The organism is Nonomuraea sp. NPDC049421, from assembly GCF_040677005.1.
Classification (GTDB): domain Bacteria; phylum Actinomycetota; class Actinomycetes; order Streptosporangiales; family Streptosporangiaceae; genus Nonomuraea; species Nonomuraea salmonea.
Window position 1 is genome coordinate 1 of sequence record NZ_JBFAQA010000062.1, and the last position, 12,084, is coordinate 12,084.

General features: G+C 72.1%; 13 protein-coding genes. 7 read left to right on the plus strand and 6 right to left on the minus strand.

Features of this window, described 5'->3' with window-relative positions; genetic code table 11:
• Nucleotides 1–8: 8 nt before the first annotated feature.
• Nucleotides 9–932 carry an ATP-binding protein gene (locus AB0K18_RS49725; RefSeq protein ID WP_364930051.1) on the minus strand — a complete coding sequence of 308 codons (924 nt, stop codon included), beginning with the start codon at nucleotides 930–932 and terminating at the stop codon, nucleotides 9–11.
• On the minus strand, nucleotides 929–1,612 hold the full coding sequence (locus AB0K18_RS49730) for a response regulator transcription factor (RefSeq protein ID WP_364365500.1): 684 nt from the start codon (nucleotides 1,610–1,612) through the stop codon (nucleotides 929–931). Before AB0K18_RS49730 ends, AB0K18_RS49725 begins: the two co-directional genes overlap by 4 nt.
• A 72-nt stretch (nucleotides 1,613–1,684) precedes the next feature.
• Between AB0K18_RS49730 and AB0K18_RS49735 the strand changes: the two genes are divergently transcribed.
• From AB0K18_RS49735 to AB0K18_RS49745, 3 genes are all read left to right on the plus strand, one after another.
• Nucleotides 1,685–2,539, plus strand: coding sequence for an arylamine N-acetyltransferase (locus AB0K18_RS49735; RefSeq protein WP_364930054.1), 855 nt, complete (start codon nucleotides 1,685–1,687; stop codon nucleotides 2,537–2,539).
• A gap of 39 nt (nucleotides 2,540–2,578) precedes the next feature.
• Nucleotides 2,579–3,646: a protein kinase gene (locus tag AB0K18_RS49740; RefSeq protein WP_364930057.1), complete on the plus strand. Its 1,068-nt coding sequence runs from the start codon at nucleotides 2,579–2,581 to the stop codon at nucleotides 3,644–3,646.
• A 125-nt stretch (nucleotides 3,647–3,771) separates the two neighbouring features.
• Complete coding sequence (locus tag AB0K18_RS49745; protein WP_364930059.1) at nucleotides 3,772–3,963, plus strand: hypothetical protein; 192 nt, start codon at nucleotides 3,772–3,774, stop codon at nucleotides 3,961–3,963.
• Between the two features lie 60 nt (nucleotides 3,964–4,023).
• On the opposite strand, the gene AB0K18_RS49750 is transcribed toward AB0K18_RS49745, so the two are convergent.
• Both AB0K18_RS49750 and AB0K18_RS49755 read right to left on the minus strand, forming a co-directional pair.
• On the minus strand, nucleotides 4,024–4,335 hold the full coding sequence (locus AB0K18_RS49750) for a DUF3817 domain-containing protein (protein WP_364930062.1): 312 nt from the start codon (nucleotides 4,333–4,335) through the stop codon (nucleotides 4,024–4,026).
• Nucleotides 4,336–4,337: 2 nt separating this feature from the next.
• Complete coding sequence (locus tag AB0K18_RS49755) at nucleotides 4,338–5,123, minus strand: SURF1 family protein (protein WP_364930064.1); 786 nt, start codon at nucleotides 5,121–5,123, stop codon at nucleotides 4,338–4,340.
• A gap of 105 nt (nucleotides 5,124–5,228) precedes the next feature.
• Between AB0K18_RS49755 and AB0K18_RS49760 the strand changes: the two genes are divergently transcribed.
• Nucleotides 5,229–5,402 carry a hypothetical protein gene (locus AB0K18_RS49760; RefSeq protein WP_345396849.1) on the plus strand — a complete coding sequence of 58 codons (174 nt, stop codon included), beginning with the start codon at nucleotides 5,229–5,231 and terminating at the stop codon, nucleotides 5,400–5,402.
• Nucleotides 5,403–5,530: 128 nt separating this feature from the next.
• Nucleotides 5,531–6,985 (plus strand): NAD(P)/FAD-dependent oxidoreductase, encoded by a 1,455-nt coding sequence (locus AB0K18_RS49765; protein ID WP_364930067.1) that lies wholly within the window; start codon nucleotides 5,531–5,533, stop codon nucleotides 6,983–6,985.
• A 1-nt stretch (nucleotide 6,986) separates the two neighbouring features.
• Here AB0K18_RS49765 and ggt read toward each other — a convergent pair whose 3' ends face one another.
• Nucleotides 6,987–8,726, minus strand: coding sequence for a gamma-glutamyltransferase (ggt, locus tag AB0K18_RS49770; protein WP_364930069.1), 1,740 nt, complete (start codon nucleotides 8,724–8,726; stop codon nucleotides 6,987–6,989).
• Between the two features lie 94 nt (nucleotides 8,727–8,820).
• Here ggt and AB0K18_RS49775 point away from each other — a divergent pair, with 94 nt between their 5' ends.
• Together AB0K18_RS49775 and AB0K18_RS49780 are read left to right on the plus strand one after the other, a co-directional pair.
• Nucleotides 8,821–9,927, plus strand: coding sequence for a sensor histidine kinase (locus AB0K18_RS49775; RefSeq protein ID WP_364930072.1), 1,107 nt, complete (start codon nucleotides 8,821–8,823; stop codon nucleotides 9,925–9,927).
• The gene (locus AB0K18_RS49780; protein WP_355411548.1) at nucleotides 9,924–10,571 is read left to right on the plus strand and encodes a response regulator transcription factor; all 648 of its coding nucleotides are present in this window, start codon (nucleotides 9,924–9,926) and stop codon (nucleotides 10,569–10,571) included. Before AB0K18_RS49775 ends, AB0K18_RS49780 begins: the two co-directional genes overlap by 4 nt.
• Here AB0K18_RS49780 and AB0K18_RS49785 read toward each other — a convergent pair.
• A complete protein-coding gene (locus tag AB0K18_RS49785; protein ID WP_364930076.1) occupies nucleotides 10,552–11,994 on the minus strand; it encodes an FAD-dependent monooxygenase in 1,443 nt (480 codons plus the stop codon). The two genes, AB0K18_RS49780 and AB0K18_RS49785, sit on opposite strands and share 20 nt — an antisense overlap.
• Nucleotides 11,995–12,084: the final 90 nt, after the last annotated feature.

Sequence of the window (12,084 nt, forward strand, 5' to 3'; positions counted from 1 at the left end):
CGCTCTTCCTAGCTCCGCTCGCGGTTGTCGTGCTCTCGGGCCCGCCCCCGCCCGGCGCCGCGGGTGGCGGCGCCGCGGCCGGTGTCGAGGCGGGAGAAGCGTTCGAAGACGCGTGCACGGGCGGAGGCGGGGATGCCGGGCCCCTGGTCCTCGACGGCGAGCCGGACGCCGGGCCCGACGGCGGCCCCGTGTACGGTGACCGTCCCGCCGGGCGGGCTGTGCCGTACGGCGTTGTCGAGCAGGTTGGCCAGCACCTGCGCCAGCAGGTCGGGGTCGGCCCGCAGGACGAGGTCGTCAGGGACGGACGGCCGGATGGAGACGTCCTCGCGGGCCAGCGCCGCCTCGCGTACGGCCTGCTCGACGAGCGGCGCGAGTGCGACGGCCTCGGCCTCGATGAGGCGCACGCCGGAGTCGAGCCGCGACAGGTCGAGGAGCTGGGCGACGAGGCGGCCGAGCCGCTCGGTCTGGGCGAGCGCGGTGCGCATGGTGACGGGGTCGGCGGCGGAGACGCCGTCCACGACGTTCTCGAGCACGGCCCGCAGCCCGGTGATGGGCGTGCGCAGCTCGTGGCTGACGTTGGCGACCAGCTCGCGCCGCTGCCGGTCGACCTCGCCGAGGTCGGCGGCCATCGCGTTGAACGCGCGGGCCAGCTCGCCGACCTCGTCCCGTGAGGTGGCGCTGACGCGCAGGCTGTAGCCGCCCTTGGCGATGGTCTGGGCGGCGCGGGCCATCTGGCGCAGTGGCTTGGTCATCCCCATGGCGAGGACCTGCACCATGATGAGGGCGAGGACGACGGCGACGGCGATGCGCAGCTCGCGGGAGAGCCCGGAGTTGATGCCGACCTCGTTCACGACGAACGCGGTGCCGACGGCCAGCACGATCACGATGCCGAGCTTGACCTTGATGCGGCCGAGGAAGTCGAGGGGGTTCATCGGCCGACCAGGGCGTAGCCGACGCCGTGCACGGTACGCACGACGTCGGAGCCGAGTTTGCGGCGCAGCGCGCGGACGTGGCTGTCCACGGTCCTGGTGGCGGCGGCCTCGGAGAAGCCCCAGACGTCCGACAGCAGCCGGTCGCGCTCGAAGACGTGCCCCGGCCGCTCGGCGAGGCGGCGCAGCAGGTCGAACTCGGTCCTGGTGAGCTGGGCCTCGGCGCCGCGCACGAAGACGCGGCGGGCGGCGGTGTCGATCTCGACCTCGCCGACCCTGATCACGGTGTCCTCGGCGGCGAGCTGGGCGGCGCGTTCGACGCGGCGCAGCAGGGCGTGGATGCGGGCGACGAGTTCGCGCATGCTGAACGGCTTGGCCAGGTAGTCGTCGGCGCCGACGCCGAGCCCGACGAGCACGTCGGTCTCCTCGCCGAGCGCGGTGAGCATCAGCACGGGCACGGGCCGCGCGGCCTGCATGCGGCGGCACACCTCCAGCCCGTCGAGCCCGGGCAACAGCCGGTCGAGGATGACCAGGTCGGGTTCCGCCCTGCCGTACTGGATGAGGGCGTCCTGCCCGTCGCCCGCCACCCTGACGTCGAACCCTTCGGCGGCCAGCCTGTTCCGTACGGCCAGCGCGATCGTCACGTCGTCCTCGACCACGAGGATGCGTCGCTGCTCTGCCACGTACGAAAGCCTAGAAGCGGGCTGTGCAGACGACACTGCCGAAGTCGTGCACAATCCGTGCAGAATTGCCGGATGGAAACCACCGCTTACCTCGCCCGTCTCGGCCTGCCCTCGTTGCTCGGCGCTCCCCCCAGCGCGGAGGCGCTGCGGGCGCTGCACGCCGCGCACGTCGAGCGGGTGCCTTATGAGGCTTTGGAGATCTGGCTGGGCCGGCCCACGACGGTCGATCCCCTCGATTCGGCCGCGCGCATCCTCAGGGGGCGCGGCGGCTACTGCTATCACTTGAACGGCGCGTTCTCCGCGCTGCTCGCGGCGCTGGGTTACCGGGTGACGCGGCACGTCGGCGGGGTGCAGATGCGGAACTCCGAGCCGGCGATCACCGCCAACCATCTGGTGCTGACCGTGAGCGACCTGCCCTCCGTGGACAATCCGGGCGGTGAGTGGCTGGTGGACGCGGGGTTGGGTGACGCTCTGCACGAGCCGCTGCCGCTCATCGAGGGCTCGTACAAGCAGGGGCCTTTCACGTACGGGCTGCGGCGTTCTGAGGTGGCGCCCGGCGGGTGGCGGCTGGACCACGACCCGAGTGGCTCGTTCCAGGGCATGGACTTGGCGCCGGAACCGGCGGAGATGTCGGCGTTCGCTGCGATGCACGAGCATTTGACGACGTCACCGACGTCCGGGTTCGTGCGGGTCGCGGTGGTGCAGCGGCGCGACGCGTACGGCGTGGACTGCCTGCGCGGCCTGACCCTGACCCGCTACGGCAATACGTCGCTGTCGGTCACGCTCGACTCGGCGCGCGACTACTACGCGGCGCTGTCCGACATCTTCGGCCTGCCGCTCGACGACGTGAGCGCCCAGGAGAAGGACGCCCTGTGGAGCAAGGTGCACGCCGCGCAGGAGGCCTGGCTGGCGGCCGGCACCTCGTGATGGCCGAGCCCTGCTCCTGGCGCTATCGTGCACGTAGACATGGGTGAGACCAGGAAGCTGAACGGTCGCTACCGCCTGCTCAATCCGCTTGGCACGGGCTCCCTGCGCCTGGCCTTCGACGAGGCGGAGCACCGCGACGTCGCGGTCAGGCAGTTGCGGGTGCCGCCGGAGCTGCGGGAGGCCGCCCTGTTCGAGGCGCGCAGGGCTGGCGGGCTGCGGCACCCCTTCGTGGTGCGGGTGCTCGACGTGCTGATCGAGGACGGCGTGCCGTGGCTGGTCATGGAGTTCGTCTCCGGCACGTCACTGGAGCAGGTCGTACGCTCCCGCCGCCCGCTCCCCGTCGCCCAGGCGGCCAGGGTGGGCGTGTGCCTGCTGTCGGCGCTGACCGCCGCCCACGCGGCCGGCATCGTGCACGGCCGGGTCGATCCCGGCAACGTGCTGCTCACCACGACGGGGCGGGCGGTGCTGAGCGGGTTCGGCTATCCCAGCCTGAGCATGCTGCCGTCGGCGGACCTGTGGTCGCTGGCGGCCACGCTGCACTTCGCGGTGGAGGGCCGCCCGCCCGGCCAGGTCCCGGCGGAGGGCGCCGACCCGTTCAGGTCGCTGCTGCGGGCCATGCTGCACCCGTCGGGGCCGCCGTCCATGGAGGTGGTGCGCGAGACGCTCGACCGGCTGGCGGTGGATCGCCCGCTGGACGTCGTGGTGGCCGCCGCGGGCCCGCTGCCGCCTGTCCAGGTGGCGGCGATCGGGCTGGACGTGCTCGACCGGCTGGCGGCGTGGGGCGAGTTCCACGGCGGGGTGCAGCCGGGCAACGTGCTGATCGACGCGTTCGGCCGGGCCAGGCTGATGCCGTTGCTGCGGGCGGGAACGCTCCCGGCGTACTCGGCTCCCGAGGGCGCGGCGACCCAGGCGGCGGATCTGTGGTCGCTCGGCGCGACGCTGTTCATGGCCGTGGAGGGCGCGCCGCCCGCGCCCGGCGCGGCGCTGACCCGCGCGGGACCGCTGGCTCCCGTGCTGTTCCGGCTGCTCGCCGGCAACCCGTTGGAACGTCCCACAGTGGACGAACTGCGCCGCGACCTGCGCGTGATCACCGGCGCCCGCCCGTGAGGTGCGTTGCGCAACGATTGCGATACATCGCGAAAGGAACCATGTCGGCGGGTTCACACGTTGGACAGGCGACGCAGAATGTGGATGAGGCGGGGCGTGCGCTCCGCGTTGGAGGGTTGTGAGGGATGTCGCCATTCAAGAAATACGCGATCGGCGCGGGCGCCGCGATCCTGCTCTCGCTGTTCTTCCTTGACGGATGGCTGATGTGGCTGGTCATCCTCGGCGTGATCGGCCTGCCGGTGGTGGGCTACCTGATGCTCGACCCGTCGCAGCGCGAGCGCCTCAAGAGGGCACGCAGGCGCGGCATCGGCCGCTGAGTCACCTGCCGAGTCGCCTGCCGAGTCGCCTGCTGAATCACCGCCGGGCGGCGGAGGCCGTCAAGCCTCCGCCGCGGCCGGCGCGTTCAGCACGCGCTGGGTCACCCTTCGCTCCACGTAGAAGGACAGGAACGGCACCGTGCCGCCGAGCATCACGCCCAGCAGGTACGGCCACGACCAGCGAGCCTTCATGCCCAGGTTCATCGCGGCGATGAGGTAGATCATGTAGAGCCCGCCGTGGATGGGGGCGATGATCTTCGACATGGCCTCCTGGCCGAAGCCGTAGCGCAGGACCATGCCGACGCAGAGCACGAGCAGCATGACGCCGACGATGTAGGCGAGCACCCGGAAGGGTTTGAGAGCCGATTCCACCGTTAACCTTCCAGAACCATCTCAGGGGACGACGTGCCGCGGTCCCTGTCGCGCCGCACCGCGTCGCGCACGAAGTGGAACCACATGAAGACGGCGAATCCAGCGAAGATCCACCAGTTGGCGGCATAAGCCAGATTACGCCAGGTCAGCTCTCCTCCGACCACCGGCGGATCGACCTTGACCTGGGTGAGCGGGCCCGAGGGCGGCTGGGCCACCACGTAGCCGGTGCGGACCTGCTGGCCTGACCACAGGTTGACCAGCTCGCCCGTGGAGACCGTCTGCACCTGGCCCTGCGGCAGCCCCTCGGCCCGCCGCTGCACGCTGTCGGTGCCCTGCTGGGGGCGCAGCCGTCCGCTCACCGTGACCCTGCCCTCCGGCACGGACGCGATCGCGGGGTCGCTGTCCTTGGCCACCCAGCCGCGTACGACGGGCATGAGCGTGCCGTCGTCGAGCCTGAGCGGCGTCAGCACCCAGTAGCCGTGGCCGCGCGAGACGTTGCCGCCCGGCGCGTCGACGTCGGCCCGCCGGTCGGCGACCAGGAGCTGCCTGCCGGCCTCGTAGACGCCCTCGGCGGAGACCTTGCGGCCCACCGACTCGCCGCTCATCTGCGCGCCCACCTGGGCGAGCGTGGCGACCGCGACGGGCGCGGGGTCGATGGCGGACTGCGGCTTGCCGGAGTCCTGGAACACGCCGAGCTGCCAGCGCCCGAGCAGGATGAACGCGACGAGGACCCCGATGGTGAGCAGGTGCAACCCCAGGAGACGGGGCGACAGCAGGGTCCGCAGCATGCTTCAAAGCTATCTGCCGTGTGGGGCGGTCCCCTAATCAGCCTGGCCCATTGGATCCCACCAAAAGCCGCAAACGACGCAGGGGATCACGCTAGGCTGCTGCCCATGTCTGACCAGCACATCGATCCGGCGGGCAACACCCAGGCCTTCCGCGCGTTCGCGAACGCGCGCGAGCAGGAGGCCGCAGCCAAGCCGAAGAAGTCGCCGCTCGTCCCCATCATCGCGGTCGTCGCCGCCATCGTCGTCGTCGGCGTCGTCGCCTTCCTGCTGCTCCAGTAGTCAGCCGGCCGCATCACCCGCCGCGGAGGCCGTGGCGGGGATTCGTCGTTCCCGTACTCTGGACCCGGCCAGGGCATCCTCTCTATGTTGGATGCGTAGTCCAATAGGTGGACCAGCCGGGAGGGCCAGTGACCGGACCAGGCATCGTCATCGTCGGTTCCGGCTTCGCCGGGATCTGCATGGCCATCAAGCTCAAAGAGGCCGGCTACCACGACTTCGTCATCCTGGAGAAGGCCGGCGAACTGGGCGGCACCTGGCGTGACAACACGTACCCGGGCTGCGCGTGCGACGTCCCTTCGCACATGTACTCCTACTCCTTCGCCCTCAATCCGGGCTGGTCGCGGATGTTCTCGCCGCAGGAGGAGATCCGCCGCTACCTGCGCGCCTGCGCCGCCGCGTACGGCGTCACCCCGCACATCCGCTACGACCGGCGCGTCACCTCCCTGGAGTACGACGACCCCACCCGCACCTGGACGGTCACCACGGAGAACGGCGAGACGCTGCGCCCCCACGCGGTCGTCTCCGCCATCGGCGCCCTCCACATCCCGAAATTTCCGGACATCCCGGGGCGCGCATCCTTCACCGGCCCCGCCTTCCACTCCGCCCAGTGGGACCACGCGATCGACCTGACCGGCAAGCGCGTCGCCGTCATCGGCACCGGCGCCTCAGCCGTCCAGTTCGTTCCCAAGCTCGCCGGCACCGCCCGCCACCTCACCGTCTTCCAGCGCACGGCCCCCTGGGTCCACCCCAAGCCCGACTTCGCCTTCCCGCCCGCCGCCCGCCGCCTGCTGCGCCTGCCGGGAGCCGCCAGGGCCCTGCGGTACGGCATCTACTGGGCTCTGGAGACCAGGGCGCTCGGCTTCGCCGTGCACCCGCGCCTGATGAAGGCGCAGGAGCGGCTCGCGCTGCGCCACCTGCGCGAGCAGGTCCCCGACCCCGAGCTGCGCCGCGCCCTCACCCCCGACTACCTGATCGGCTGCAAGCGCATCCTGCTCGCCGACGACTACTACCCGGCCCTGACCAGGCCGGACGTCTCCCTGGTCACCGACGCCATCACCGAGATCAGGCCGCGCTCGCTGGTGGACGCGGCCGGGGTCGAGCACCCGGCCGACGCCATCGTCTACGGCACCGGCTTCAAGGTGGTGGACGCGCTGACCGAGCAGCACATCACCGGCCGCGACGGGGTGCGCATCCAGGACGCGTGGAAGGACGGCGTGGAGGCGTATCTGGGCGTCGCCACCGCCGGCTTCCCCAACCTGTTCTTCCTGCTCGGCCCCAACACCGGGCTCGGGCACACCTCGGTGGTCTTCATGATCGAGGCGCAGGTCCGCTACGTGCTGGAGTGCCTGCGCCTGCTCTCCCGCACCGGCGCCAGGGCCATCGAGGTGCGGTCCGAGGCGCAGCGCGCCTTCAACGAGCGGCTGCGCCGCCGGCTCGACCCCCTGGTCTGGAACGCCGGCGGCTGCCACTCCTGGTACCTGGACGAGCACGGAGTGAACCGGACGATCTGGCCGGGTTTCAGCTTCGAGTACTGGGCGCGTACGAAGCGGATGAAACCCGGCGCTTTCCAGCTCATCCCGTGACTCAGCGGCGCGTGGAGACCACCATCGCGCTGCCGCCGCCGCGCCTGGTCGGCTCGGCCACCGCCTGGACGCGTCCCCTGCCGAGGAACTCCAGCGCCGTGGCGGCCCCGATCTCCGGGTTCGCCGCGAACCTGTGTCCCTGAGCCTCCAGCTCGGCCTGGTGCGCGGCCAGGAACGCGGGCTCGGCCTGCGTCTGCTCGGTGTTGCGCTGGGTGGCGCGCGGCGCGGCCAGCGCCTCGGGCAGGTTCATGCCGAAGTCGTAGCGGTTGAGCAGGATCTGCAGCACGGTCGTGATGATCGTGGAGCCGCCGGGCGAGCCGACCGCCAGCACCGGCCTGCCCTCGTCGAACACCAGCGTCGGCGCCATGGACGAGCGCGGCCGCTTGCCGGGGCCGGGCAGGTTCGGGTCGCCGGGTGCGGGGCCGAAGGTGAAGTCGGTCAGCTCGTTGTTGAGCAGCACGCCGCGGCCGGGCACCACGATGCCGTTGCCGCCGGTGGACTCGATGGTCAGGTTGTAGGCGAGCACGTTGCCCCAGCGGTCGGCCACCACCAGGTGGGTGGTCTCCGGGCCCTCCTTGGCGACCGGGGTCGCGGCGCCGGTGGGCTGCTCGCAGGCGCCGTAGCGGCCGTCGGGGTTGCCCGGAGCGGCCGGGTGGGCCATCGCGGTCTGGCCGATCAGGCAGGCGCGCTCCTTGGCGAAGCCGTCCGACAGCAGCTCCTTGAGCGGCACGCGGGGGACGTCGCCGACGTACGCGCCGCGGTCGGCGAAGGCCAGCCGCGACGCCTCCAGGTATTCGTGCAGGCCGACCTGCGGCAGCGCCTCCAGGATGTTGAGCGCCTCACCGACCGTGGATCCGCCCGAGGACGGGGGCGCCATGCCGTACACGTCCAGGCCCTTGTACGAGACCTTCGTCGGCTCGCGCAGCGGAGCCCGGTAGGCGCGCAGGTCCGACAGCTCCATCAGGCCGGGCCTGACGTCACGGGTGCTGCCCGGCGCTACGGGCGGCTGCTTGACCGTGGCCACGATCTCCTGGCCCAGCCTGCCGCCGTACAGCCAGCCGGGGCCCCGCTTGCCCAGCTCCCGGTAGGTGGCGGCCAGCTCGGGGTTCCTGAACACCGAGCCGACCGGCGGCGGGGCGCCGTTCGGCAGGTAGAGGCGGGCGGTGGAGGTGAAGTCCTTGAAGCGGTCGGCGTTGGCCGCCGTCTGGTCGTGGAAGGTCTGGTCGACCACGAAGCCCTTGGACGCCACCTCGATGGCCGGCTGCAGCGCCTGCTTGAGCGAGAGCGTGCCGAACTTCTTGAGCGCCACGTCCCAGTTGGCCACCGTGCCGGGCACGCCTGCCGACAGGCCGCTCGTGACGGCCTCGTCGAACGGGATGCCCTCCAGCGACCTGCTGGTCATGGCGCGCGGCGCGGTCTCCCGGCCGTCGATGGTGAAGACCTTACGTTTCCCGGCGTCGTAGTAGACCATGAAGCCGCCGCCGGCCAGGCCCGCCGAGTACGGCTCCGTGACGCCCAGCACGGCGCCCGCGGCGACCGCGGCGTCCACGGCGTTGCCGCCCTTCCTGAGCACGGCGATGGCGGCCTTGGTGGCGTCGAGGTCGACGGTCGCGACGGCGCCGCCGTACCCCTCGGCGACGGGCGCCTTCCGGGGCTGGTGGGGCTGCTGTTGAGCCGCCGCGGCGGGCGCGGACGCGAGGGAGAGGAGGACTGCTGCTGCGGAGAAGATCGCACGGCGCATGGTTCCCACGATGACCCAGCTACGCCCGTTGTGGTAGGGCCTGGTCACACATCAGGGTGATGCGCTGGTCAGAAGCTTGACTTAGCGTGGTCCCGTGCGTAGGAAGTCCGGCTTCGACCCCTATCTCGCCCTGATCGTGGCCGTGGCCCAGATGGTGATCGCCAGGGGCGCGTCCTGGGGGCAGGCCGGCTGGCGCGAGCCGCTCGACGGCCGCGCGTTCGCGCTGCTCGCGGTCGGTCCCGTGATGGTGCTGCTGCACCGCCGTTTCCCGCTGCTCACCACGATCGGCGCGCTGGTGGCGTGCGACGCGTTCCTCATCGCCGGTTACGCCTACGGGCCGACCTTCATCAGCCCGTCCGTCCTGCTGTTCCTCCTCGTCGTACGGGGCCGGCGGACGATGGCCTGGAGCATGGCGGGGCTGACGCTGCTGTCCTTCATCGGCTACGCCTGGACGACCGGCACCAGGGACTTCTTCCACAGCGGCGCCATCATCACCGCGGTCATGCTGCTCATGGTCGTGGCCGAGCTGGTCAGGATCGTGAACGAGCGGCGGCTCGAACGCGAGCGGACCGCCGAGGAGGAGGCCAGGCGGCAGGCCAGCGAGGAGCGCCTGACCATGGCGCAGGAGCTGCACGACGTGCTCGCGCACAACATCTCGCTCATCCACGTCCAGGCCAGCACCGCGCTGCACCTCATCGACGCCAACCCGGAGCAGGCGAGGACCGCGCTGGCCACGATCAAGACGGCCTCCAAGGAGGTGCTCGGCGAGATGCGCTCGGTGCTGAACGTGCTGCGCGAGGGCGCGCCCCGCTCGCCCACCGCCGGGCTCGACCGGCTCGACGAGCTGGTCGAGCGCTCGGGGCAGCGGGTGACGCTCGAACGTGACGGCGCCAGGCCGCTGCCTCCGCAGGTGGAGCGGGCGGCGTACCGGATCGTGCAGGAGTCGCTCACCAACGCGGGCCGGCACGCGCCGGGCGCCGACGTGCGGGTGCGGCTCGAATACGGTCAGGACGAGCTGCTCATCCGGGTCACCGACACCGGCGCCACCAGCCCCGCCCCGCTGTCCGACGAGGGCAGCGGCAACGGCGTCCCCGGCATGCGCGAGCGGGCCTCCGCGCTCGGCGGCACCCTCGTCGCCGGTCCCAGCGGAGCCGGGTTCCAGGTCGAGGCCCGGCTGCCCCTACCCGAGGAGAGTTCATGATCAAGGTGCTGCTGGCGGACGACCAGGCGCTGGTCCGCGCGGGTTTCAAGGCGCTGCTCGACGCCCAGCCCGACATGACCGTGGTGGCCGAGGCGTCCGACGGCGCGGAGGCCGTCAGCCTGGCCGCCGAGCACCGCCCCGACGTGGTGCTCATGGACATCCGCATGCCGGGCACCGACGGGCTGACCGCCACCCGCCGCATGCCGCAGGGGCCGCGCATCATCATCCTGACCACGTTCGAGCTGGACGAGTACGTCTTCGAGGCGCTGCGCGGCGGCGCGAGCGGCTTCCTGGTCAAGGACACCGAGCCCGCCGAGCTGATCCAGGCCGTGCGGGTGGTGGCGGCCGGCGAGGCGCTGCTGTCGCCCAGCGTGACCCGCCGGCTCATCGCCGAGTACGCCTCCCGCGCCAAGGAGCCGGTCGCCGCCGACGGCCTCGACCAGCTCACCGAGCGCGAACGCGAGGTGCTCGCCCTCGTCGGCACCGGCATGACGAACGACGAGATCGCGGCCAGGCTGTTCATGTCGCCCGCGACGGCCAAGACGCATGTGAGCCGGGCCATGATGAAGCTCCACGCCCGCGACCGGGCCCAGCTCGTCGTGATCGCCTACGAGTCCGGCCTGGTCAAACCCGGCTGGCTCTGACGGCGCCGCCCCCGAACCAGCGCTCGGCCGCCTCCTCGGCCCCGTCGGCGCCCGCCCAGGCCACGTAGCCGTCCGGGCGGATGAGCAGCGTGTCGGCGGGCGGGTCGTCGCAGGTCGTCTTGATCACGCGTACCCAGTCGACATCCACTGTGGCGCCGCCGCCGAGGTCGAGCAGCACCGGCCTGGCCTCGTGCATCAGCTCGGCCACCCGCGTGCCGCCGTGCAGCGCCAGGTCGGGCACGAACCGCCCCACCAGCGGATGTGCGTCCGGCGGGCCCGGGTAGCGGACGCCGGCGTCGTGGAGCAGAGTGGCCAGGTGGCGGGCCGGCGCCTCGAAGGCGAAGACCTCGGCGAGCAGCGCCCGCAGCGCCTCGCCCGCCTCGCCCGCCGCCCTGTCGATGGCGGCCTGCGCCCTGGTCTGCAGCAGCGTGCGCTCAGCGACCGCCCTGCGCTCGCTCTCGTACGTGTCCAGCACCTCCTCCGGCACCCGCCCGCGCAGCCGTCCCGCCAGCTTCCACGCGAGGTTCGCCGCGTCGGTCATGCCGGCGTTGAGCGCCGAGCCGCCCGCGGGGAACAGGTGGGCCGCATCGCCCGCCAGGAACACCCGCCCCGCCCGGTAGCGCTCGGCCAGCCTGGCCTGCGCGGCCGTGCGGGACAGCCAGATCGGCTCGCCCAGGGGCAGGTCGCGGCCCAGCACCCGGCGTACGGCGGCCTGGAAGTCGGCCAGGCTCACGGGGTCGTGCTCGGCTGCGCGTCCCTCCCGCACTCCCGCGATGAGCACGCCCTCGCGCAGCGAGGTGAACAGCACGCGGCCGTGCGGGCGGCGGTTCCAGCCCTGCCGCAGCCCCGCGGCCTCCAGCGCGGCGAACACCTCGGGGCCCGCCGTGAAGTGGCCGATCAGCAGGCCCTCGTCGTCGGTGCTGCCGGGGAAGGCGATGCCGGCCTGGTCGCGTACGAGGCTGCCGGCGCCGTCGCAACCGACCGCGTACCTGGCCCTGATCGGCCCCTGCGAGGTGTCGAGCGTCACCCCTTCGTCGTCCTGCGTGAGCGCGCGCACCTCGCAGCCGCGCCTGATCTCGGCGCCCAGCTCGCGCGCCCGCTCGGCGAGCAGCCGTTCGAGCTGCGGCTGCTGGATGAGCAGCAGCCGCAACGGGACGTCGTCGAGGCCGGCGAAGCGCAGCGGCACCTCGCCGAACGGGAAGCCGGGCGCGCGCCCGGCGAACGGGCTGCCCGCGCTGAAGCGCTCCAGCAGCCCTCTGTGGTCGAGTAACTCGACGATCTGCCCGCCGAGGCCGTTGGCCTTGGGCAGTTCGCCGGGCTCGGCCCGTTTCTCCAGCACGATGGGGCGGGCGCCGGCCAGCCGCAGCTCGCACGCGAGCATCAGCCCCACGGGGCCCGCTCCTACGATCAGCACATCTTCCATTGGTAGTCAGGGGCGCGGTGCCGTGAAGGCCCGGTTCCCCATCCCCCTTTCAATTCCGTACGTGCGGTTTTCCCGCATACGGCTTACCGA